The 22,154-nt window shown below is 53.1% G+C and carries 25 protein-coding genes and 2 tRNA genes; 10 read left to right on the top strand and 17 right to left on the bottom strand.

All coding sequences use genetic code 11. The annotated features are described in order from the left end of the window. Positions 1-91: 91 nt before the first annotated feature. From AC1DFB_RS01865 to AC1DFB_RS01855, 3 genes are all read right to left on the bottom strand, one after another. On the bottom strand, positions 92-1,339 hold the full coding sequence (locus tag AC1DFB_RS01865) for a hypothetical protein (protein WP_480761316.1): 1,248 nt from the start codon (positions 1,337-1,339) through the stop codon (positions 92-94). Between the two features lie 110 nt (positions 1,340-1,449). Beyond that, entirely contained in the window at positions 1,450-2,847 is a 1,398-nt protein-coding gene (locus AC1DFB_RS01860) for an FAD-binding oxidoreductase (RefSeq protein WP_480922016.1), read from the bottom strand. Positions 2,848-2,874: 27 nt separating this feature from the next. Then, positions 2,875-3,861, bottom strand: coding sequence for a 2-hydroxyacid dehydrogenase (locus AC1DFB_RS01855; RefSeq protein ID WP_170392503.1), 987 nt, complete (start codon positions 3,859-3,861; stop codon positions 2,875-2,877). A 168-nt stretch (positions 3,862-4,029) separates the two neighbouring features. Between AC1DFB_RS01855 and AC1DFB_RS01850 the strand changes: the two genes are divergently transcribed. Next, a complete protein-coding gene (locus tag AC1DFB_RS01850) occupies positions 4,030-4,518 on the top strand; it encodes an SH3 domain-containing protein (RefSeq protein WP_480887196.1) in 489 nt (162 codons plus the stop codon). 27 nt (positions 4,519-4,545) lie between these two features. Here AC1DFB_RS01850 and AC1DFB_RS01845 read toward each other — a convergent pair whose 3' ends face one another. After that, positions 4,546-5,055: a ferritin gene (locus tag AC1DFB_RS01845; protein WP_170401952.1), complete on the bottom strand. Its 510-nt coding sequence runs from the start codon at positions 5,053-5,055 to the stop codon at positions 4,546-4,548. Between the two features lie 370 nt (positions 5,056-5,425). Here AC1DFB_RS01845 and AC1DFB_RS01840 point away from each other — a divergent pair. Continuing rightward, positions 5,426-5,500, top strand: a tRNA-Gln gene (locus tag AC1DFB_RS01840). A 210-nt stretch (positions 5,501-5,710) separates the two neighbouring features. On the opposite strand, the gene AC1DFB_RS01835 is transcribed toward AC1DFB_RS01840, so the two are convergent. Beyond that, positions 5,711-6,538, bottom strand: coding sequence for a DUF1194 domain-containing protein (locus AC1DFB_RS01835; protein ID WP_480922015.1), 828 nt, complete (start codon positions 6,536-6,538; stop codon positions 5,711-5,713). A 223-nt stretch (positions 6,539-6,761) separates the two neighbouring features. Beyond that, positions 6,762-7,256, bottom strand: coding sequence for a DUF2938 family protein (locus tag AC1DFB_RS01830; RefSeq protein WP_480922014.1), 495 nt, complete (start codon positions 7,254-7,256; stop codon positions 6,762-6,764). 64 nt (positions 7,257-7,320) lie between these two features. On the opposite strand from AC1DFB_RS01830, the gene AC1DFB_RS01825 reads away from it, so the two are divergent. Then, entirely contained in the window at positions 7,321-7,725 is a 405-nt protein-coding gene (locus AC1DFB_RS01825; RefSeq protein WP_480922013.1) for a helix-turn-helix domain-containing protein, read from the top strand. Here AC1DFB_RS01825 and AC1DFB_RS01820 read toward each other — a convergent pair. The 3 genes from AC1DFB_RS01820 to AC1DFB_RS01810 form a co-directional block, all read right to left on the bottom strand. Then, positions 7,711-8,589 carry an ergot alkaloid biosynthesis protein gene (locus tag AC1DFB_RS01820; protein WP_480922638.1) on the bottom strand — a complete coding sequence of 293 codons (879 nt, stop codon included), beginning with the start codon at positions 8,587-8,589 and terminating at the stop codon, positions 7,711-7,713. The genes AC1DFB_RS01825 and AC1DFB_RS01820 overlap by 15 nt on opposite strands. Then, positions 8,582-9,037, bottom strand: coding sequence for a nuclear transport factor 2 family protein (locus tag AC1DFB_RS01815; RefSeq protein ID WP_480922012.1), 456 nt, complete (start codon positions 9,035-9,037; stop codon positions 8,582-8,584). Before AC1DFB_RS01815 ends, AC1DFB_RS01820 begins: the two co-directional genes overlap by 8 nt. 61 nt (positions 9,038-9,098) lie before the next feature. Further along, positions 9,099-9,560 (bottom strand): DMT family transporter, encoded by a 462-nt coding sequence (locus AC1DFB_RS01810; protein ID WP_480922011.1) that lies wholly within the window; start codon positions 9,558-9,560, stop codon positions 9,099-9,101. Between the two features lie 106 nt (positions 9,561-9,666). Here AC1DFB_RS01810 and AC1DFB_RS01805 point away from each other — a divergent pair, with 106 nt between their 5' ends. Then, entirely contained in the window at positions 9,667-10,278 is a 612-nt protein-coding gene (locus tag AC1DFB_RS01805; protein WP_480922010.1) for a TetR/AcrR family transcriptional regulator, read from the top strand. Between the two features lie 75 nt (positions 10,279-10,353). Here AC1DFB_RS01805 and AC1DFB_RS01800 read toward each other — a convergent pair whose 3' ends face one another. Beyond that, a complete protein-coding gene (locus tag AC1DFB_RS01800) occupies positions 10,354-11,724 on the bottom strand; it encodes an aminotransferase-like domain-containing protein (RefSeq protein ID WP_480922009.1) in 1,371 nt (456 codons plus the stop codon). A gap of 159 nt (positions 11,725-11,883) precedes the next feature. Here AC1DFB_RS01800 and AC1DFB_RS01795 point away from each other — a divergent pair, with 159 nt between their 5' ends. Both AC1DFB_RS01795 and AC1DFB_RS01790 read left to right on the top strand, forming a co-directional pair. Continuing rightward, positions 11,884-12,273 carry a DUF983 domain-containing protein gene (locus AC1DFB_RS01795; RefSeq protein WP_480922008.1) on the top strand — a complete coding sequence of 130 codons (390 nt, stop codon included), beginning with the start codon at positions 11,884-11,886 and terminating at the stop codon, positions 12,271-12,273. A 51-nt stretch (positions 12,274-12,324) separates the two neighbouring features. After that, the gene (locus AC1DFB_RS01790) at positions 12,325-13,167 is read left to right on the top strand and encodes a methylenetetrahydrofolate reductase (RefSeq protein ID WP_480922007.1); all 843 of its coding nucleotides are present in this window, start codon (positions 12,325-12,327) and stop codon (positions 13,165-13,167) included. Between the two features lie 71 nt (positions 13,168-13,238). Here AC1DFB_RS01790 and AC1DFB_RS01785 read toward each other — a convergent pair whose 3' ends face one another. Next, positions 13,239-13,988 carry an SDR family oxidoreductase gene (locus tag AC1DFB_RS01785; RefSeq protein WP_480922006.1) on the bottom strand — a complete coding sequence of 250 codons (750 nt, stop codon included), beginning with the start codon at positions 13,986-13,988 and terminating at the stop codon, positions 13,239-13,241. 41 nt (positions 13,989-14,029) lie between these two features. Here AC1DFB_RS01785 and AC1DFB_RS01780 point away from each other — a divergent pair, with 41 nt between their 5' ends. Further along, positions 14,030-14,998 carry an AraC family transcriptional regulator gene (locus AC1DFB_RS01780; RefSeq protein ID WP_480922005.1) on the top strand — a complete coding sequence of 323 codons (969 nt, stop codon included), beginning with the start codon at positions 14,030-14,032 and terminating at the stop codon, positions 14,996-14,998. A 5-nt stretch (positions 14,999-15,003) separates the two neighbouring features. On the opposite strand, the gene AC1DFB_RS01775 is transcribed toward AC1DFB_RS01780, so the two are convergent. Continuing rightward, entirely contained in the window at positions 15,004-15,741 is a 738-nt protein-coding gene (locus AC1DFB_RS01775) for an SDR family oxidoreductase (protein WP_480922004.1), read from the bottom strand. A gap of 93 nt (positions 15,742-15,834) precedes the next feature. Here AC1DFB_RS01775 and AC1DFB_RS01770 point away from each other — a divergent pair, with 93 nt between their 5' ends. Continuing rightward, a complete protein-coding gene (locus AC1DFB_RS01770) occupies positions 15,835-16,731 on the top strand; it encodes a LysR family transcriptional regulator (protein WP_480922003.1) in 897 nt (298 codons plus the stop codon). Between the two features lie 89 nt (positions 16,732-16,820). On the opposite strand, the gene AC1DFB_RS01765 is transcribed toward AC1DFB_RS01770, so the two are convergent. From AC1DFB_RS01765 to AC1DFB_RS01750, 4 genes are all read right to left on the bottom strand, one after another. Further along, positions 16,821-17,912, bottom strand: a complete 1,092-nt coding sequence (locus tag AC1DFB_RS01765) for a hypothetical protein (RefSeq protein WP_480922002.1) — start codon at positions 17,910-17,912, stop codon at positions 16,821-16,823. A 9-nt stretch (positions 17,913-17,921) separates the two neighbouring features. Then, positions 17,922-18,179, bottom strand: a complete 258-nt coding sequence (locus tag AC1DFB_RS01760; RefSeq protein WP_480922001.1) for a hypothetical protein — start codon at positions 18,177-18,179, stop codon at positions 17,922-17,924. Between the two features lie 3 nt (positions 18,180-18,182). Beyond that, entirely contained in the window at positions 18,183-18,689 is a 507-nt protein-coding gene (locus tag AC1DFB_RS01755) for a hypothetical protein (RefSeq protein WP_480922000.1), read from the bottom strand. A gap of 19 nt (positions 18,690-18,708) precedes the next feature. Next, positions 18,709-18,802 (bottom strand) — tRNA-OTHER (locus AC1DFB_RS01750). Between the two features lie 261 nt (positions 18,803-19,063). Here AC1DFB_RS01750 and AC1DFB_RS01745 point away from each other — a divergent pair. Together AC1DFB_RS01745 and AC1DFB_RS01740 are read left to right on the top strand one after the other, a co-directional pair. Next, positions 19,064-19,507 carry a hypothetical protein gene (locus AC1DFB_RS01745; RefSeq protein ID WP_480921999.1) on the top strand — a complete coding sequence of 148 codons (444 nt, stop codon included), beginning with the start codon at positions 19,064-19,066 and terminating at the stop codon, positions 19,505-19,507. Positions 19,508-19,691: 184 nt separating this feature from the next. After that, entirely contained in the window at positions 19,692-20,561 is an 870-nt protein-coding gene (locus tag AC1DFB_RS01740) for an aminotransferase class IV (protein ID WP_480921998.1), read from the top strand. Positions 20,562-20,859: 298 nt separating this feature from the next. Here AC1DFB_RS01740 and AC1DFB_RS01735 read toward each other — a convergent pair whose 3' ends face one another. Further along, positions 20,860-22,122: a DUF2254 domain-containing protein gene (locus AC1DFB_RS01735; RefSeq protein ID WP_480921997.1), complete on the bottom strand. Its 1,263-nt coding sequence runs from the start codon at positions 22,120-22,122 to the stop codon at positions 20,860-20,862. Positions 22,123-22,154: the final 32 nt, after the last annotated feature.

Below are 22,154 nucleotides of genomic sequence, written 5' to 3'. Positions count from 1 at the left end.
TGAGGGGCTCGACGCGACATTCATCCGACCAGTGATAATAGAAAAACGACCCGCTAATGCCGCGAGTCGTCGTTTGCAACAATTTGGCAGATCAGTTCTTACCGAACGAACAACGCTTGGTATTCCCGCTCATCGCGCAAGAGGAACCTTCGTTACCTTTTCGCACACGGACTTCGGATGGCATTGATTTGGTTGCCGCAGCAACTTCACTACCTCCGCTCAATGCTCCGAGTCCGGGAAGCTTTTGAATTAGACCCTTGAGGAAACCACCACCAGATTTCGCCGGACCAGAATCGACGTGACGCTGATCCGAGAGCAAAATCATCTCAAGCGCCTTTCCATATGCCATCTGCAGATTGTCCTGATTCTCAAAAACCTTGCCGCCTGTGATGTCCGCCAATCCTTCGGCATTGAACTCTGTCGCCGTCAACGTGTTCAGCATCATCGCACCCATATCCATGTTTTCGATTTTCTGCTGCGTTACCTTGTCTTGCATGACCAGCATCTTGTCATAGAGATGCAACATTTTATCCGCCTTCTCGGGCTGCTCTTCGACCGGTATGACTATGCCCTCCCCCGTCGCGACCGAGGGGAATTCCAGCAGATCGTTCAGACTGGCCAGATCAACCGTTTCCAGAAACTGAATAATCGTCGCGTCATTAGTATTGGAGTGCAACCGCAGGACAATTTCTTCATCAAATCCGATGCGACCTTTGATCTTGCGGATATCGCTTTCTTCGTTCCTGCCAGAGATATCACCGGTCACCTCTGCAAAGGCCACGCCATCAATAACCGCGAACCCGCTGGACTGCTCCATCGCGTTCATGAAATCGGCCTGTCGTCCCAGCGCCAACCCAATAAGCGTGTTGCGCGCTTTCTTGGGCTTCAAAGTGATATCGAACCAGACAATGTCGCCATCTTTTTCATACACATAACCTGACTGAGCCAGTTTGCGTATCAAACTGTCCCGCCCTTCATTCGTTAGACGCTGCAATTCCACCTGGCTGGAAATCGAGCTGACCAAGGGCGAAAGCTCGAACCAGGACAACACCGTCTGAACAGCTTTGCTCTCGCTATCCGCCAGATCAAACCGGGCCCAACCCTCTGGCGGCGATGGCAGATAGGGCTTTGCACCCGCATCCCATCGCTTCTTACGGTCACGCTCGGCCTGCTTGGCAACCTGTTCTGCCTTAAACACACCGAAACGGTCATTGATCGTCTCAAGATATCCACTGAACGATAGTGATCCATCGTGCTTTTTGTCTTGCTGGTAATAATCGAGACCCGCGATAAAAATCGCCGCAATCAGCAAAAAACCAATGAAACGCAGCGCGCCCATAAAAAACCTCAGAATCAGATACTCTTCTGTGAAGAATCTGTCCCACAACATTGAGGCGCAGGTGTGTCTGATGCTTGGAAAATTCCGTCATTTGGCAATCGATCTGATGGCTACAGAATCTTGCCCGGATTCATGATGTTATCGGGATCCAGCGCTGCTTTGATCGCCGCCATATAATTTGTCGCCGCACCAAGTTCTTTCACCAGATAGGGACGTTTACCCTGCCCGATTCCGTGTTCTCCGGTACAGGTGCCCTCCATCGCAATTGCAAGATCATTTAGCCAACCGACGAATTCCTCTGCACTTGCGACCTCTTTTGCGTCATCCATGTCGATTAACAGCAGTGTATGGAAGTTACCGTCACCAACATGACCCACGATTGGGGCCAGCAAACCCAATTCAGCGGCCTTATCCTGTGCGGCGGTCACACATTCGGCCAAACGCGAGATCGGAACACATACATCCGTAGAAATGCCCCGCGCGCCTGGGCGCAGTTGTAGGCTGGCCCAATACATATCGTGCCGGGCCTGCCACAGCTTGTTGCGCTCTTCGGTTGTCGTAGTGGTGGTGATATCGCTGCCACCAAATTCTTCCGCGATTTGGCCAAAGGTCCCTGCCTGTTCCGCTGCACCGCTGTCCGAACCGTGAAATTCCAGCAGCAGCAGTGGCGTTTCTGGCAAATCCAGTCCCGAATAAGCGTTTGCCGCTTTGACCGACATCTGATCCAGCAATTCGATCCGCGCAACCGGGATACCATACTGAATAGTCATCATCACAGCCTGACAGGCTGCATCCACCGATGGAAACGAACAGCGAGCTGAACTGATGGCCTCGGGGATACCCTGCAATCGCAATGTGATTTCGGTGATTATTCCCAGCGTGCCCTCGGCACCGATTAGCAAGCGGGTCAGATCAAAACCCGCCGAAGATTTGCGCGCACGATGCCCCGTGCGGATCACTTGCCCGTCCGGCATCACGGCCTCAAGACTAAGCACATTGTCTTTCATTGTCCCATAACGCACAGCATTGGTGCCAGACGCGCGTGTCGCGGCCATGCCACCTAGCGACGCATTCGCGCCCGGATCAATCGGGAAGAACAACCCCTGATCCCGCAGATGGGTGTTCAATTCAGCTCGGGTGACACCCGGTTGGACAACGCAATCTAGATCACCGACATTGACCGCCAATATCTTGTTCATCTGACTCAGATCGACGGATATGCCACCAGCAGGAGCGTTCACATGACCTTCGAGCGAGGTGCCTGTTCCGAATGGGATGACTGGCACCTTGTGCTCGGCACAGGTCCTGACGATATCGGCCACTTCTTCGGTTGAATGCGGGAAAACCACCGCATCCGGACTCTGGTTCTCAATCCACGTTGTCGTGTGCCCGTGCTGCTCGCAAATCGCAGCACCAGATTGCAGCCGGTCTGCGAACCTCTGCTTCAAAATTCCCAGCGCCGTGTCGATCCCGGCCTCGTTTCGCGGCAAAGCAGTTGCCTGCACCATTGCGTTCCCCTTTTCTCAGGCCACAGCCTAAAGCATTGCAGGCACAACCTGATCTGGCGGGCGATGACCGTCTTCGAAGGTCTTGATGTTGATAATGACCTTCTCACCCATCTCGATCCGACCCTCAAGCGTCGCCGAGCCCATATGGGGCAGCAGCACCACATTCGGCAATTGCCGGAGGCGTGGGTTCACATCTGTGCCCTGTTCATAAACATCCAGACCAGCGCCCGCGATCTCACCGGCGCGGATCATGCGTGTCAGGGCGTTCTCATCGACGACTTCACCGCGTGATGTATTCACGATCACGGCCGTGGGTTTCATCAATTTCAAACGCCGCGCATTCATCAAATGAAAGGTCGAAGGGGTCGACGGGCAGTTGATCGAGATGACGTCCATCCGCGCCACCATCTGGTCAAGACTATCCCAGTAGGTCGCCTCCAGTTCCTGTTCAATCTCGGGGCGCAACCGGCGGCGGTTGTGATAGTGAACCTGCATTCCAAACGCGCTGGCACGTCGCGCAACGGCCTGCCCTATCCGGCCCATCCCAAGAACACCCAAGCGGCGACCACCGACCCGGCCACCCAGCAAGGCCGTCGGGGCCCAACCGGCCCAATCGCCCTTTTGCATCACACCTAACCCCTCGGGGATACGTCGTGTAACCGCCAGGATCAGAGCCATAGTCATATCTGCAGTATCGTCAGTCAGTACTCCTGGTGTGTTCGAGACAAGGATCCCGCGCTGCCTCGCCGTCGCCACATCAATATTGTCGACACCGGCACCATAATTGGCGATCAGTCGCAATTTCTCACCAGCCTGCCCCAGGATACCGCCATCAATTGTATCGGTTATCGTCGGAACCAGCACATCTGCTGTGTTCACTGCCGCCACCAGCTCTTCGCGAGTCATGGGATCGTCGGTGTCACGCAGTTTTACATCGAAAAGCTCGCTTAGCCGTGTTTCCACCGCTTCGGGCAACCGTCGCGTAACGACAACACTCAGACGTTCTCTTGGCACCTTGACCCTCCTACCGCTTTGCAAACTGCCGCGCGCCATGGCATCGTGGCGCAGGATTACACGGGGCACAAGAACCCCTTGGGCATCGTCTCAACCTTTTTGCATACGATCCACAGGCATAAGAGCAGACAGGCAGTGAGTGCTAGTTTTTCAGTGAACCGCCATTTTGTGGTGTTGATATCGGTTTTCCTGCTCGTGCTCGGCGCAGTGGCCGTGTCCGCGCAGGAAAAACGCGGTCCAGTGACGAATCTACCGCTTCCACGATATGTCTCGATGAAAGCCGCCGAGGGTAATGTCCGTCGCGGCCCTTCGCTGACTCACCGAATCGATTGGGTGTTCAAACGCCGTGGCATGCCGCTGCAGATCACGGCCGAATATGGAAACTGGCGCAAGGTTCAGGATCGAGACGGTGCCGGGGGTTGGGTGCATTACGCGCTGCTTTCAGGTGTGCGGACAGTCCTTATCGAAGCCGACTTGCTGCCGGTTTACGCGATGCCTGATCCCAAATCGCAGGTGAACGCGCAACTTGAAGACGGCGTCGTCGCCCGGCTTGAAAAATGTTCACCCGATTGGTGCCGCATATCGGCAGGCGGCTATCGCGGCTGGACCCTAAAAAGCAATCTTTGGGGGGTCGACCCCACCGAGATTCGGGAATGACACGCGTGCGCGACAGCGCCGACTGAGCTACTCCGCGCCTGCAGCGCTGCCGCGTTTGGCCAGTTCCTGATCCAACAAAAGCAGGTTCCATCGGTCCCCGCTGGCCGCCTTGGCCTTATCCAGGATCGATGTGAACAGGTCTTCTTCCTCTATCTGTTCGGCCAGGAACCAGTTCAGCATATTCTGTGTGCTGTATTCTTTGACCTCATGCGCCAGCTCAAACAACGCGTTGATCTGGCCCGTCACGGTTTGCTCCTGCGCCAGCGCCTGCTCCAGTACATCAACGGGTGATTCATAGTCCGTTTGCGGTTTTGCGATGCCGTCAAGATTTACCCTCCCACCCCTCTTGGCGATAAAGTCGAATATACGCATTGCATGGGTTTCCTCTTCGGCAGAATGCCCCCGAAACCAACTGGCGAATCCTGGCAGATCCTGCGCCTCAAAATAAGCCGACATCGCCAAGTAGGTGTACGAAGCGTGGAGCTCATTGTTGATCTGCTTATTCAATGCTTCTGCAACTTGCGGGTTCAATTTCATTGCTCGCTCCTTTTTTGTGGTGGTTAGCGGACCTTATCTAGCTAGGTCCGAAGCCAAAGACATTCAACTGATAAAGGTAATTTTTATCGCTATTAATCAATAATTTAATCCAATTCTTGCGCTATTGAAACGCAGTCGCAGGAACGAGCGTTGTGGCGCATCGCGGATTGTATCTCGAGACCGCAGAACCAAGGATTGCCAGTTGGATTTTCGTTTTAGAGATCTAGCTTCGCCTCAAACAATCGCCTGACCCATATTCGACAATCCCGACGATCCAACCGCGATCAAACTAAATTGCATATCCACATCAAAATTGTCCAAAAAAGCCCTTGAACCCTGAAAGCAACAGTCGTAGATAGCCGCTCACCGTTGGGGTGTAGCCAAGTGGTAAGGCAGCGGTTTTTGGTACCGTGTATCGTAGGTTCGAATCCTACCACCCCAGCCATGATTTTCCCGGAATTGCAAATTACCCATAAGCGTGCAAATTTCACTCGGTTCGTGCAAATCGATGTCAATAAGTTTGTCTACTCACACCGTGTCGAAGATTTACCGCCATCTGTGCATTTCTATTGAAAGCGCAGAACACTCGTTTTCCTCAGAAAATTGCTGCTGACTTTTTGTATCGTGCCTCGGGTGACTGATACAAAGGCCGCATCTAGGGTTCGCTCCAGATTTGTTGGTTCCGTTCCCAGATCTTCTCGCCAATCAGGCAGTCATAGCCTGAGGGTGCGATGTATTGCGCCTTCATAACCTCTTCTATTGCTGGCGCTGACCCAATTTCTAGAACCAATTTTCGTCGTACGGCCTCCGCAAAGCCTTGCCAGTCAAGCACCGGGATTACGAATGAACCAGGTCCGCCCGTCACACAGTTCTGGTAGTAGACATCAAGATCGTCGAGGTGCCACTGACTCCCCATACCTTCACGGGTCATCAGCGGTAACCCATTTATGGTGATCGACTTCGACAATACTGCCTCACGGGCTTGCAAAACCGGGCGACCCTGATTGTTTGGCCCGTCGCCAGATACGTCGATAACTTTACGCAGACCTTCGAATTCGTTCCCTTCGATCATCCTTGCCCCGAAGATCAAGGCCTCAGAGATTGAAGTGCGGCGCAAGGCGGGATCGAAACGCGTGGTCAGAACACTCGCAAACTCATCCAGATCAGCGCGCGTTTCTAACAGCATCCAGTCAACAACAACGTCTTGTGTGCCCGCCCACTCGACGTATGTCAAAGCCACCCGTTGCAAAGGTCCCGACTCAATAGCGGCGAAAACTTCATCCGACATCAAGGCTGCGGCGTAACCCTGCCGCTGAATCTCAAGTTCTCGCTCAGTCATCGACCTTGAAACATCGACAAGAAGGGCCAGTTCCAGATCGACTTCAATTTTCTCAGACGCGACAGGAGTTGCCGAGAGAGAGTCAATTGCGACAATTGTCAGGAGCAAGTTACGTAGCATCAGTAAACGGATGGCGCGATCCACGGTTAAGTCAAGATAGGTGATAGATAAAGATTTGACGGACCCAAAACTCTACGACACGACGGCTTGGTTCAATCGTTGAGGACACGAACGTCACTCAAGACGAGTTACTGGTTTCAGCCCAAACCGGACATTCATCGGCGGGCTTTGCATACCCCGACATGCGCAACATCTTTAACAATGGCTCCTCACACGCGATGTTATAGCACGCTGCTTAGAAGCGACGTCAATCGGGCAGCATGCTCAACACCATGGCGCTCAGCCAAATCCCCAGTCCAAAAGTCAAGTGGGTAGTCAAGCCACGAAGGCGCATTCTCCATGGTTCCGGAGCTTTTGAAACGGCCACGCCCCAACCAAAGAGGGGTTGAAAAACAAACCATGGTACAAGAACTGTTACCAAGCCGAAGGTCAGACCTTGCCAGGCTTTCGGCTCGAGCAGTGCAGTTGACCCAAACAGAACGGCGAACGCTATCCCAAACAACAGGCCCAGAAGCAAATGCGCAGTCCAACCCAACGCCGCCTCTATTTTCAAACTTGGCGTGTTGCGAATGTCAGTGTGAGCTAATCCACCGCCTGCGATTGATCCAACCCACCGACCGACCAAGCAATAAAACTCGTTTGTCGCGGTCCATCCATGCCGGAGAATCCCCGCCATATCGGTGAAAACCGTCGCGCCCAGACCTATGGCCGCGCCCCACATCATCAATTCCGCGAAATTCATGTGCTTTCCTTTATCTGACGAATCCCGCAGTTTGTGTGCAACTTGAAGTGAGGTTTAAGTCAACATGTTTCTTTTGGATATTGCGGAAGTTGCGCGGCGCAGCGGCCACCCGCCCTCGACTCTGCGTTACTATGAAAAGCGAGGTCTTATCGCTTCGGATGGCAGGCAAGGATTGCGCCGGCAATATGATGATGGAGTACTAACCAGACTTGCCTTGATCGCACTGGGTCAGCGGGCTGGCTATTCCTTGGACGAAATCGCGGACTTGTTACGTCCTCAGGGCGGGAAGCTGGATCTCAGTCGTAACAAGTTGCGCTGTCAAGCGACAAATTTGCGTAAACAAGCGCAAGAGTTGGAGGCTACTGCCGAACTCCTCGATCACATCGCCGCTTGTACCGCACCTTCCCATCTGGAATGCCCCAGATTTCAATCGCTGCTTAAGGACACACGTATCTCACATGTCCGCTGACTCAGCCGCTCTCATCTTGAAATCTTTGCTCTGCTTCCAAGCTTCCAGATTTTGCTGAACGAATTGATCGATGGAAGTTGGCAACGAGCCGGTCAATTTGAGCACATTGGTAGTGACACGATCCTCAGATCCGCCAGCGATTGCGCCGTCCATAGCAGCCAAAGTCTTTGCATACTCTTCCGGCAACCCGAGGCTCTGATGACGCTCCTCCAGTTCTTCGACGGTTAGGCGATGATGGGTGATCTTCCGTCCCAATTGATTGCTCAGTGTTTCGGCAACGACATCATAAGAAATCGCTTCCGGGCCAGTGAGTAAATAGTCCGTGTTTTCGACTGACGGAGTGACCAGCAGCGTCGTTGCACAGGCTGCTATATCGCCAGCATCGATAAAGCCAACTCGGCCGTCATCTGTCGCTGTATAAATGGCGGACTCATCGCGAATGGGGTCTCGGTGATGAAGCTCTGAGAAGTTCTGCATGAACCAGGTTGGACGCAGCACGGCCCATTCTGGAGCGTTGGAGCGCAGCCAGGCGTGGACTGCGCCCATCATGAGTCCGCCTTCTTCCAAAGAAGAGGCACTGAGTAGCACGAAGCGTTGGACGCCCGCGGCAAGTGCCGCCTCAAGACCGGGCTGCATTGCTCCCAGTGAATCCACGGTGTCTGTGGGTGCTACGAGGTAAACAGCCCTGACGCCCTCGAAAGCATCCGTGAACGTAGGCGGATCGCTCCAGTCGAACCACACGTCGTTTTTGTTCTGAGGGCTGCGTGTTCCCACGCTGGGGGCCAGCTCTTTTGCACGCAGCTGTTTGACGACGCGGCTTCCCGTTTTTCCGGTGCCGCCAGTGACAAGAATGGAACTAGTCATCAATAAAGTCTCCCAGCTTGGACTTAAGAACTTCGACGCCGCCGACAGCGTTCAGCAGAACTAGAGGGTTCCAGTAGTCGCGATAGCGCGTGATGCGTCCGTTTCGGACCTCGATGACCGAGATGTAATTCTGGTCGTAGCGCCCGGCCTCGCCTTTACCTTTGCATGAGAATTCCAACACGAAGGTTTTACCGTCTTTGGCAACATGGGTGACTGCCGGGCTCATGGATTCAAAGCTGATGAGGCCCCCCGCTTTTGGCAGATAGGCGGCCATCGTGTCTCGGCCACGGAGTTCTCGCACTGAGCCTTCTGGAGAAAACGGGAACTCGAACGCGATGCTTTCGTCACACATGTCCAGGAAGTTCTCGCCTGCTTCTGCGATGATTGCATCTCCGAGTGCACCGCGCAGCATCGCGCCAAAGCTGGGTATGTTATTCGTGTCAGACATGATTTCTTTACCTCTTGTTGTTCCCTTAACGGGAGAGTTGTTCTGTGACTGGTGACTTGGTTTATGTCGCTTTTCCGAACTGCATGATAAGGACGCCGGAGATCGACAGCACAGCACCAGTGATGCGATAGAAGTCCGCTGGTCGAGCAGCGTTTCCAAGTAGCCCGTTCTGGTCCAGGATGAGTGCCATCGCCATTTGTCCGGCGACTACTGCGGCAATAAAAGCGGCGGCACCAAAGCGTGGGATCAGAACCATAGTCGCCATCACATAAATGACACCGATCACACCTCCTACCCATGCCCAAGGAGGAGCCGCATATAATGATGATAAGCTTGGCAATGTCGGTCGAAGCCATGCGATGCCAACCACCAGGCAAACGAATGAAATTCCAAACGACAACAGAGTTGCCCAGAGTGGGTGACCAGCCGCGCGGCTGAGCTCTGCGTTCATTCCGGCATGGATGGGTATCAAGGCTCCGCAAAGCAGAGGCGCAAACCACAGAAGTGCGATTTTCGGGTCCATCTTCGCGTCCTTTCCACAAGTGCCAAAATTGGGTTGCAGTATTTAAGGGTTTGCTCCAAACTACGTCGGAACGATACCGTTTCGTCCTATATAAGGGAGAATCACGATGGAACGCAAGAGTTCCGACGTAAAAAGTCTTTATCGGCCGCGTCGGAAGCCGGCCGGGGCTGCCGTTTTACGAGACACGGTGACGGAAGCAATCCAACGCGCCTTGTTTGAGGAATGGGCGGAAACGGGTTACTCGGCTCTACGAATGGAGCGCATTGCGGCTCGCGCAGGCGTCGGAAAGGCGGCGCTCTATCGACGGAGCAAATCCAAGTTTGAACTGGTGACCGAAGCGGTGAAATCAGCGACCACGAATATCACTCCAATTCCGGACACAGGATCCTTTGAGAAAGACGTTGCCAAGCTTATGCGTAGGATGGCTGCAACTCTGCGTCATCCGCTTGTGAGGCGGATTCTGCCGGATCTGCATGCTGAGCACGCTCGTTCTGATGAGTTGGCAGAATTGCTGGAGAGTGTGACGAGGGACCGCAGAGCCCAGGCAATGGTTATGCTGGACAGAGCTATTGAGCGCGGTGAACTGAAAAAAGACAAAGATCGGCAAATGATCCTGGATATGTTTATCGCACCGCTCTACTGGCACGTCATTGTTCAGCATCGACCTGTCAGACCAGCGGACATTCAACGATTTACCAATCTGGTACTAAGTGTATAGAAATAAACAGTAACCATAAAGAAAATTGAATAACTGAGACGAAGGTCGTTTCGGTTTTTGGCACAGCCTAACAACCTAGGGAACCCAATTCTGATGGGTAATCGCATAGTTTAACGCCTCGAGATCTTCAGTCAGCTGGCTGTATGAGATTGGCCCTCCCAGGCACACCCTGACCGCTTCGTCGGGTGCACCTGTTACGATAAAGGCATTGCTCGGCATAACTCCGACTTGACGATTGGCCATGTGGCTCATCACGTCAGCTCGGCTCGATCCTTCGGGCAGCTTGAGCCAGATATTGAACGCTTCGGTGCTGCCCACGAAGTCTTGGTCCTTCATGATCTTGGCCGCAAGATTCTGTCTGCGGTTCGCCTCTTTGCGGACGAACTTCTGCACCGCCGCGGCTGTTCCATCTTCAATCCATCGTGCCATCAGAGCTGTTGTGATCGGTGACGCCATGACATTCGACGCCTGCACGGCCCGCGTGAAGTGGGTTTTCGACAGCCCAGACGGAACCACCGTAAGCGCAAGCCTCAAACCAGCGCCCAGACATTTCGAAAAACCCGCGATGTACCACCCCAATTCGGGGATCTGCTGTGAGATAGGCGGTGGCGCATCCGACGACACAAAACGACAAGCGTCATCTTCAATCAAAGGCAAACCATACTTGTCCAAAACGGACGCGATCTGCTGACGTCTCTCCATCGGAATTGTAAGCGTCAGGGGATTTTGCAGCGTCGGGTTCAGATAAAGAGCAGAAGGCGCGTGCTCTTGGATAGCGGCATCCAGATCATTAGGAAGAATACCGCTGTCGTCTGATCTCACGCCAATTAGCCGAATACCGAGTTGGGCCGCGATGGCACGAATACCGGGATAGGTCACGCGCTCACAGATCACGGTGTCTCCGGGCTTGGTGAGCAATGTCAGGATCGACAGCAAACTGGCATGTGCGCCAGGCGTGATTGCCAATTGGTCTGCTGTAACGTCGATATCATTGATGTTCATCCAGCGCGCTGCGGTCTCCCGGTCTTGCCGGCTCCCGATAATGGATTGGTAGCGAAGCAGAGGAACTAAGTTTGCAGCAACATGTGTGAGGCCTTGTTCCATACGGGCCACCAGAGCCGGATCATCTGGCTCCGGGGGCATGTTCATGTTTGGGTCTTCTTCCAGCGCGCGGCGTGGGTCTGCTTTTTCTGCTGTTTCTTCTGGGTTCCGGATAAACGAGCCCCGGCCGACAAAGGTGTCGATATACCCTCGCTTCGCAGCCTCAGAGTACCCGCGAGAGACAGTTGTGAAATCCAAGCCAACAAGCTTGGCGACGCTGCGTTGAGGCGGAAGCCTGTCACCTGCATTTAGCACACCTGTCTCTACATCATGTCTGATCGCTTCCGCGATCTGGACATAGAGTGGTTTCCCGTCGTCGCGCAGATTCGGCGTCCATGACTTCAACGCATCATTCCATTCAATGTATAAGATTGTGTCTATCGTATTTATCAGTATTTCAGGCGAAATTCAACATGTTGTCGCACTTGCAATCATATTGATTGGTAATTGATTGCATTATGTCTGAAGATGGACTATCTGAGGCACGACCGAAGGAGATCAAAGATGTCCGACCTTGCAATTGACACCCACGACGACAGTGAAGAGCGCCCCATCAAACCCGCAATCATGAACGGGATGCGCCTCAAGTGCCCCAGATGCGGGGAAGGCAAACTACTGCACAGCTACATCAAAGTGAACGATGAGTGTTCGAATTGCGGTTTGGATCTGAGCCATCAGAGGGCGGATGATGGTCCGGCTTATCTTACGATCTTGATCGTTGGCCACCTTATGGGGTTTGCGTTGCACATCGCCTGGGTGACATGGAGGCCAGAACCCTGGGTCCTGGCTTTGAGCATATCGGTCATTGCAGTAGTCGGTGCCTTGGCACTGTTGCCGGTCATGAAGGGCCTGATTGTTGGATACCAATGGGCCAAACGCATGCACGGGTTCTAGCCAACCGCCCTCCCAATGAATTCACAGCCCTTTCAGAGGATGGTTTCCTTGATGGATTTGAATTTCTATTCACTTGAGGCGACAGGAAAGACGATTGCGGATCTCACAACAGCCGTACCCCTTATTCCTGCGAGAACCCCTGTCAATGTGGCCTGGCTGAATGATGAGGATGATTACGACAGGCTGCGAATGGTGCGCCGGATCGACGACGCCGGACTATTGCCGGTGCCGATATTTGCAGCTCGTCGCCTTAAATCAAAGAAACACTTGTTTGACCTGACCGAAAAACTCCGGTTTGCGGGCGCACAGGGACAAGTCATGGTCGTTGGTGGTGACCCATCAAATACGTCGGGGCCATTCAACAACACGATGGATCTCCTTCGAACGGAGTGGATTGAAAAATATGCGATCAAGAGGGTCACCTTACCGGGTTTTCCTGAGGGGAACGCTGCCACAGGCTATCGTTCGGACGTGGCCCTACTGGAGCAGAAGATAAAACTTCTGGAGTCCTACGGGTGCAGCGTGAGCATAACAACTCAACTTGCCTTTGATCCCGACAGAATTCTCAACTGGACAAGCCAGCTTCGAAACATTGGTGTTAGCCAGCCGATCCAAATTGGGATACCTGGGCCGACCAAAAAGGATCTCCTGCTCAGGTTTGCACGCTCATTCGGGGTTTCGGCTGGCGGGTTGAACAACGTGAGTGTCACCGTGGACGGGATCGTAGATTTCTCCCGTCTGGTCTGCTTGATCGAACAAGGGCTGCAACGACGCAATTTAGCTGATGTTGCGGTTCACCTTTATCCTTTTGGTGGCGCGAAGGTTGCCGTTGAGTGGCTTAATGCGGTTAAGGCGCGGCATACGTGGGATACTTCGAGAAAAATCCTAGCTTGAGGTAAAAAGGCCGGCCATTGAGGTCGGCCATGCTGGTTTTTAGAGAGGGCTTCTTCTGATTGTTGAAGGTGTCAAGCCGCCAGAGCGACTGAGTCCTTTCCAGCGGGGATCCGAAGTGGACATGTGCTGTCGGTGACCGCTCTCCAGATTGCCTGAACGACATCCTCGGAGAAGGTGAACTCCTTCCCTTCGGTGTTCATGAAGGCCGCCATGGTTTGCTCGACGAACGGCTTGAAGCCTTCAGGCGTGTCATTGGATTCTGACATCATTGCCATTGCGTTCTTGCCAAAATTCGTCGTTGGGGCCTGACCTGGTAGAACGATATGGGTCCGGATACCCAGCGGAGCCAGTTCAAGGGCAAGGCATTCGGTGAAGGCGTTCACCGCAGCTTTGCTGGCCGTGTAGACCGAAGCCAGCGGCAGCGGTTTGAGCGTGACGCTGGAGGAGATATTCACAATCACCCCTGATCCTGCGGCGCGCATTTGTGGCAGCACCGCACGGACCATGTTCATGGTGCCGAACGTGTTGGTCTCAAAAATTCGGCGCAGGTTGTCCTCTGATGTGCCCTCAAAAGGGGAAAGCCAGCCCACGCCAGCATTGTTGACCAAAGCGTCGATAGGGCCCGCAGCTTCCACTGCCTTTGTAATGCTCTCGCAATCCGAGATATCCAATGGCAGGACCGCCAAACGATCTGATACCGGCAATAGTGTTTCATCTGGCTTGCGCATTGTTGCGATTACCGACCAGCCCTGTTCAAGGAAGAAGCGCGAAGTCTCCAGTCCAAATCCCGAAGAACATCCTGTGATCAATACGGTCTTCATGACGTTGTCTCCTATTTTTTGATGTCTTGAAAATAGAGGACGTGGGCGGTATTATATATAATCATTCATCCATTATTTGTTATCAATGGTCCAAATTGGCAGATCCATTCTCTGAAATCATCAGCCTCCTTCAACCCAAAGCGTCCTATTCAAAACTGGTGCATGCATCGGGGCCGTTTCGGGTGCATCGTGACGACCTAAACGAGGCGTTTTACTGTTCTCTTCTTACTGGACGTGCATGCTTGGAGGTCGAAGGGAAAGAACCCTTGGTTTTGAATGCGGGTGACTTTGTACTGATCCCTGCGGTCAAGTCATTCACCTTCTCAAGCATGGACCCTCCACCACCCGATGATTTGGTCAACCACCCTGTGGAGGGTGAAGAGGGAGTATTCCAGCTTGGGACGACTGATGCGGATCCAGAAGTTCAGCAACTCGTAGGGCACTGCACCTTTGCCAGCCCGGACGCTGATTTATTGATCTCTCTACTGCCTGATCTGATCTTTGTCCGCGGTGAGGGTCGGTTAGCTGCGCTTACGGGGCTTGTTCGCGATGAAGCGCGCGCAAACCGGCCGGCGCGAGATGTGATCGTCGAGAACCTATTGCAAGTCCTATTGATCGAAGCCTTCCGGTCTGGCGCGGACCCGGCACCGACTGCTGGCCTTTTGCATGGATTGGCAGACGTGCGGGTTGGGCCCAGTTTGCGAGCCATGCACGCGGCTCCGGCTCACAGCTGGACTGTTCAAGCTCTTGCAACCGAAGCAGGGCTATCCCGATCTGCATTCTTCACACGGTTCGAAGGGGTCATGGGAATGCCCCCAATGAGCTATTTGCAGAACTGGCGGATGACATTGGCAAAGCATATGCTCCGAACAGGCGACCTCAGCATTGCCGAAATCTCTGCCCAGACAGGATATGGGTCCTCCAGTGCCTTCAGTACGGCCTTTTCCCGCTATGTTGGATGCCCTCCTGCTCGCTACTCAAAGGCAATTCTACTGGAAACTTCGGGCTAAGCTTTTCAGATGACACCGCCATTGGCGCGAAGAGTTTGCCCACTGATCCAACGACCATCAGGTCCGGCCAGAAGCGAAACAACAGCAGCGATGTCTTCAGGGGTTCCGAGCCGACCAAACGGGTTCACCTCTTTGATCTTCTCGATCACCGCCTCGGGCTTTCCAGTCATGAACAGGTCGGTCCCAACTGGCCCAGGCGCAACGGCATTCACGGTGATGTCACGTGAGCCAAGTTCTTTGGCGAGCACATGGGTCATCGCTTCCACAGCAGCTTTCGTCGCCGCATAGACACCGTAAGTCGGCTGATAGAGCCCGACAACACTGGAGGACAGACTGACAATCGCGCCACCTTCGTTCATACGGTTGGCAGCCTCGCGCATGCCGCGAAACACACCGCCAATGTTGATGGCGCAGTGAGCCTCGAAGTCAGCATCAGATGTAGATGCAACCGCACTCAGTCGCATCATACCCGCGTTGTTGACCAGAACATCGACAGTGCCGAACTCCTGTTCAGCCGCATCGAACAATCTTGGCATGCAGGATGGATCAGAAATGTCACCCTGAACTGCGATTGCATGGCCGCCAGCTTTTTTGATCGCGTCCACAATCTCGTTCGCTCCGGCCTCATCACTTGCATAATTGGCAATGATTACATGGCTATCCTGCGCCAGGCGGAGTGCGATAGCTGCACCAATCCCTTTACTGGCGCCGGTTACAATTGCGGTTCGTTGTTTGCGTACCATGTCAATCTCCTTTCTGTTTGAAGCGAAGATAGACGAGGACTTGATCCAGATAATGTGCCTTGAATTGGAATCACAATTCGATAAAAGCGAACAATGATCGATAGATTTGAAACCATGCGCCTGTTTGTTCGGGTGCTGGAACGCGGAAGCTTCACAAAGGCAGCTTCTGACCTGAACATTCCGCGGTCTACCGCAAGCGAAGCCATCCAGAGGCTGGAGCGTGACCTTGGTAGTCGGCTGCTGGATCGCACAACCCGCCACGTGGCTCCAACACCGGATGGGCAAGCCTATTACCAACGATGCGCGTCGATTTTAGCTGATCTGGAGGAAGCTGAAGGAGCACTGCGCGGACACGAGCCCTCAGGTCTGCTTCGCATTGACGCCCCTGGCACTCTGACGCGGGTTTTCCTGCTACCGCATTTGACTGATTTTTTGGCGACGCATCCCAAAATCACCCTTCAACTCGGTCAGACAGAGCGCCTAGTGGATCTGGTGCGCGAGGGCGTTGATTGCGTCATCCGAGCCGGCATTCCTGATGACAGCGGCATGATCACGCGACACCTGACTGATCTCCCCGAAATCACCTGTGCGAGTCCAGAGTACTTAGCTAAATTTGGCACTCCAAGGTCGGTTGACGATCTGAAAGGTCATCAGATGGTCGGCTTCCTGTCTTCGCGCACTAGCGCCGTATTGCCGCTGGAGTTCAAGAGCGGTGACAAGCTTAAGGAAGTTACGTTACCAGCGCTGGTTGCAGCAAATGACGCGGACACAGTGCATCATCTAATCCGAGACGGGTTTGGGATTGGACAAGCGCCGAAATATCGTTTTCTGGAAGACTTGAGAGCGGGACGCCTTGTAGAAGTTTTACCGGATGCGCCACCGTCGCCCACTCCGCTGGCTGCTTTTTACCCGCAGAACAGGCAGCTCTCTCCGCGCGTCCGGGTCTTCCTCGATTGGGTCGTTCGCATTTTCGACAAGGCCGCGCTTTGACCAAATGTCTAGGGCCGTCCGCTCGACTTTGCAAAGTCAGCTTTCTGCGCACTACGCTCTAACAAGTAAACTCACTGAACGCCGGAATTTTACTCATTTCGTCGACGATTTGGCTCCAACCAACCATCTTGATGCAGTAAAGCTTCGACATCCTCGCGCAGAAAAAGCGGTCCATAGTCCTCGCCGTTTGGCGCAAACCTATTCAGTTTCTTTAGCAAAAACCTCCTATAGTGACCAAAGTCGTCTCTAATTGTCTTCGAAGTCACGAAGCGTTTCTGGAACTCCTCAATGTCTCCGATTGAGGCATAGGTCCAGTCACCACCGTATTTTGGATGCGGCCTACGAGTTGCTGGTGTATGGCCGGCAGAAGAAAGCCTTTCAAACCATCCTTGAGTACGGATTCCAACCGAACGACCAAACGCAGCCGCAGTCATAATTGGACCACCTGTGGACTCTACTTCTTCGTGTTTCATCGCATCGATTTCTTCTTTCAGAACGCAAAAAGCGGTGTAGCCTTCAAGATCCACCCGCCGTCCTAGTTGGAGTTTCTGCACTCGCACCTGCTTGATGATAGCGGCTAAACTCAGATTAGTGCGGTTTTTAGCGTCTTGAATCCGCTCCCAGCTCTCGTCAATTGCTTCGATTGACATCGCGAGCTCGTGGAGTTCATCAACCAATGCGACACCATCTGAAATGCGCCAAGGTGACTTTACTTTTGCGTTGGGAATCCGTCGCACTAGGATCTCACTTTGAGCCAGCGATGCAAACTCTCCTTTTGTTGCGCCCATCGCTCGTTGCATGGCGATTGGGCCGACCAGCGTCGGTATTTCAGCCAACAATTCAGCATATTTTGCGGCTTCAAAAGTCTTGCGTGCCGCAGGCCTGTCGTCGTCAGAACCAATTGCGCCAGCGTGAACCAGAAACTGCTCAATTAGCGATTGCCCGATGCCTGTTTCTTGAGAAGCCGTAATGATTGAATGTAGTTTCCGTTCCGGTTGCACTATCCCCAATACGGTTTCTCCGGCAGCAACTGGCCAGTGGCGGATGATGCAGTCCCGCAATAATTTTCGGAATGGGGCGAAGTCAACTTTTTCCAAGTGCGCCTGACCAAAATCAACAAACATACGGCCAAAGGCCTTCTGTGGCCCAGCTTTCCTCAGCTTCAGGAATGCGCGCGTCACGTCATCAGCCTAAGTGCGGGGCTCTCGCGCACCGGTCATCTCCAGCCACATGGCGGCGATCTTCTCAACCAGTGACCACACGGTTTGCTTACGATCATGCTGTGAGACCTCAAAGCGGACTGCTTTCTCTTCGATACCGTGCTGCTCGGATTCTCGTTCGCTCACGCGCACTTCGTAGTCGCAGAGCCCACTAATATCGTCGCTGACATTTCCTGCATGGGCCCGGGCAACTTCGCGCTCATTCACATAGACGACGATTTTGAGCATCACTCACCACCCTTTCGTGACACATGCAGGACAACGTCCGCGCTCATCCGTTCGGTCGATCTGACCGAAATATCCACAAATTGAGCAGGTCAACCTGTCCCGAACGGGATTTTTCCGAACGCCAAAGAACCTCTTCCATTCAGGATGGCGCTTGCTCGCGACATCATGCGCGCACCAACAACACAGGGTCGTGTACCAGCCGTTCAGAAGTTGGGTCTCAGCAGCGTTTGAGCATCGCTCACAGGTACGATTTGCTCGTGCAATCGTGGTGATGATCATCGACTGGATGTTTCGATCATCACACCTGTGGTAGATACGGAGCTCCCCCAGTTTTTCCTTGATCTGGAGAACGACGGGATAGGGTATTTGTTTCTGATCGCAGTACTGTTTGATCTCTGAGAAGAGCGTCGTGACCAAGCCGGCCCAACCATTGTATGTGCGGCCGAGGCTCTCCTCGACCGATTGCTTGATGTCGTTGAAATCAATTGCGTTCGCAACGTCGTCCGCCATGTCGGACTCCTCCGGGGGATGGTAGGAGGCGTCGGAATCGAACCGACTCGTGCACTCTAATCTGGAGCAATTACAAGGATATAAGCCTCGCCCGCATACCAATGCTGCCTCCCACGGATTTCGCGTGGGTTATCGACCTCAGGCCGATATTCGATGGCAGTGGATGCGTGAGTACGTCATGACCTGAAGCTGAACCAGTTCGTGTCACTATGTCAAGACGGAGTGTGCTGCACTTCGAAATTCACCGCGTAGTTTCGGGAACCTTCTTGCCTAGGTTGTGGGGTTCAATTCGGCTTCACTATGATGAATGCCAGCACGTTTTTGCAAAGGATGCGAAGTCGAACAGAATTTTTTTGGACAGCTTCAAGTCAATGATGAAAGAGCCACGTTGGCCTTTGATGTTGATCCTTTCAGGGGTGCCTGTTTTGTCCGATTATGTGCGTTCGTACGAGCAACTAGATGCGCTTGTGGATCCCGTTCACTTCGATGAAATCAGTCTAAAGAAAGACGCAGAACAACTCGCTGAACTCATTTACGCATATGCGGACGAAGCGGAAATTAATATCGAAGAATTGGCAACGCAGGGCTTTCTACGTCGGCTCGACTTCGCGTGCGCTCATCGCTGGGGCCTGGTTATCGAGCTGTTGATTGATACCCTCACCAAGGCCAAAATGGAAGGCAAGGTCGAACTTCAACTGGAAGATTTCGCTGAACAGTTTGCACTACGTACGGGCACGACAAAGCAATATTCTCCATTCACTGAGAAAAACTACGTCGAGGCATTCGATACAAAGAGAATGCTCAAATTGAGCGATTAGTCAGCATCTGATGAAAACTAGTCTGCAAATTCGAAGGCATACTGCACCTGCATTCGGCGGGTCGCAGCTCAAAACGGACATTGCGATTTCTGTCCGCACTCCAGTAGCTTTTGTTCATGACTGTATTACCCTATCTCTCCGAGCGTTACTCTGACGCAAAAAATATCCTCCTGGCGTGGCTTTCATGGACGGGCAGTATTTGCGGATTTCGGAAGCCAAGATTTCTGTGCTGGACTATGGGCTACTTCATTCCGACGCGACGTATGATGTCGTCCATGTTTGGAACGGAGCCTTCTTTCGACTCGAAAATCATCTTGATCGGTTCTTTGCAGGTTTGGAAAAGCTGCATATGTCAATTGAGTATGACCGAGAACAGGTCATCGAGATTCTGCATAACTGCGTTGCACTGTCAGGGTTAAAGAACTCCTACGTCGAGTTCATTTGTACACGCGGCATGTCTCCAACATTCAGCCGGGATCCACGTGATGCCGTCAACCAGTTCATCGCCTTCGCAATCCCATTTGGATCGGTGGCTAATCCAGAGCAGATGAAGCATGGGCTACATGCAGCAATATCATCCTTGGTCCGCATTCCGCCTAATTCAGTCGATCCAACTGTGAAGAACTATCACTGGTTGGATCTGGTGAGAGGCCTCTATGAGGCTTACGACCGCGGTGCCGATACGGCGATCCTTGTCGATACAAATGGAAACGTGTCTGAAGGACCCGGATTCAATATTTTTGCCGTCATCGACGGAAGAGTTCTAACACCAAAGCTCGGAGTGCTTCTCGGGGTGACTCGTCAGACGGTCTTCGACATTTGCACGAACTTAGATATCGACTGCTCAGCCGTCGACATACCCCACGACCACCTCCTAGGTGCCGACGAGGTTTTCATATCTTCAACTGCCGGTGGGATCATGCCAGTGACCAAAGTGAATGGACAATATATCGGTGATGGATCTCCCGGCCAAATCACAAGCCAGATCACCAAGAGTTATTGGGACATTCACAACGAAAAGAACAACAAGTTTGTGATAAAATACTTGGATTAAAAATAGCTGTCAGTTGGTGTCGGGTTTACCCAGTGGTGGAATGTAGTTTTGGGAGCCATGACTCTGCTGGATGCGTCTTACACAATTAGCTGATCGCAGCCCGAAGCGGCCATTCTGAAATGGACTTTGAATATCTCGAGAAGCAGACAATGCTGTCGATTTCTTTTGAAGCCCACCGGTTGTCTTTCTGAACTTGAAGCCGAGCGCGCGCCTCAAAACTTCTCTATAAGTTGGGGGATGGCCCACTCACAAACCACCCCCCAGCCGCACTGGACCTGCAATTGTCCAGGACGGTTGACTAAAATCGTTCAATTGCGGTTTCAACTTGGCCGCAAAACTTATCAATATCGCGCTTTAGCATATCGCTTTCTCGGGTCTCATCTCTGACCGCAGATAGTTCATCTACAACAGCTCGCAAATCTTCTTCTGGAGCTGCCTCCGCGATGCGCACCAAAGCTCGAATAAGGGCGGCCGTTACGAGGCCATTACTCCGGGCAGCGCGTCGCAGAGCTGGCATCGAGTCGTGAAACAGTGCCTCAGCCGTGATGGACGGGTAAATCACCCGCACGTTTCCGCCATCATCCCGATACACACCCGTGCAGAGCTTTGACGACCAGGCTCGAGCCAGAGATGCCGATAGACGGTCGATGCAGACTATTGCGGTAAACGTGTCGTTGACACCCGGCGACAAAGCCCGAAGTGCGATTTCAACGAGCAGATGGACAGAAAAGCGGATATCTCCGGTAGGATCTCGCGCGGGGATCAACGGAGCTGCCGCTTGCACAAGATCATCGAGGCTCTCGTCACTGTCACCAAAAACATTGGCCAAAGTGTCCGTTGGAACCATGAAGTCACCTGGCTGCACATCAAAAACGACCACGGCTCCTGATTCCTTGGCGGCACCCACCAGACCTTCGGTATTGATCGAGTTCACATATCCAGTGCCCGAAGCCGAGACTTGGCGCTTGTCTCCCTCCTCAGGGACCGCCTCTGAAGATGGAATATCTGCACTGTTTTCGATTGCGGTGCTCACTTGCCGATCCAAGGCTTCAGAAATCCGCGCCGCCTCCTGATCAATGGTTACACGCGTCGATACTGTATGAACGAAGAGCAGCAGCAAAAGAACTGAGATGATCGAATAGACTATTCCTATCGCAACGGCCAAATTGACGGATGTGTCATCGCGTATCAGCCACAAGATCAACAAGCTGTATAAAAACGTCGCTCCAAGTGAGCCAACTGCAATCTGATTTACCCTGTCTTCGCCAAAGCGCTGCAAGAGCCTGGGCCCAATTGATCCGGCTGCTAAGGTGTAGACCAGCAAAACAATGGAATAGACCATGACCAACGCGGACATGGATGCTGCCGTGATTGCGCTTAGTACATCGCTCGCAGTGCGATTAGAAACGCTCAGCCAATCGGAAGCGGACCAACCCCAACTCGCGAGCGCTTGCTCCGTCTTGAAGACAATCCCAGCCACCAAAAGCCCTGAAAGACTAATGGCGGCAGGGATAGTTAGGAACCCGCGAAAATACCTCACTAATTCTCTAGGTGTTTGCATTCCGGTCCCCATTTACGACACGAGCTTTGTTC

It is taken from the genome of Ruegeria sp. S84, from assembly GCF_056583445.1.
This window is presented reverse-complemented; position numbering and strand designations above follow the sequence as displayed.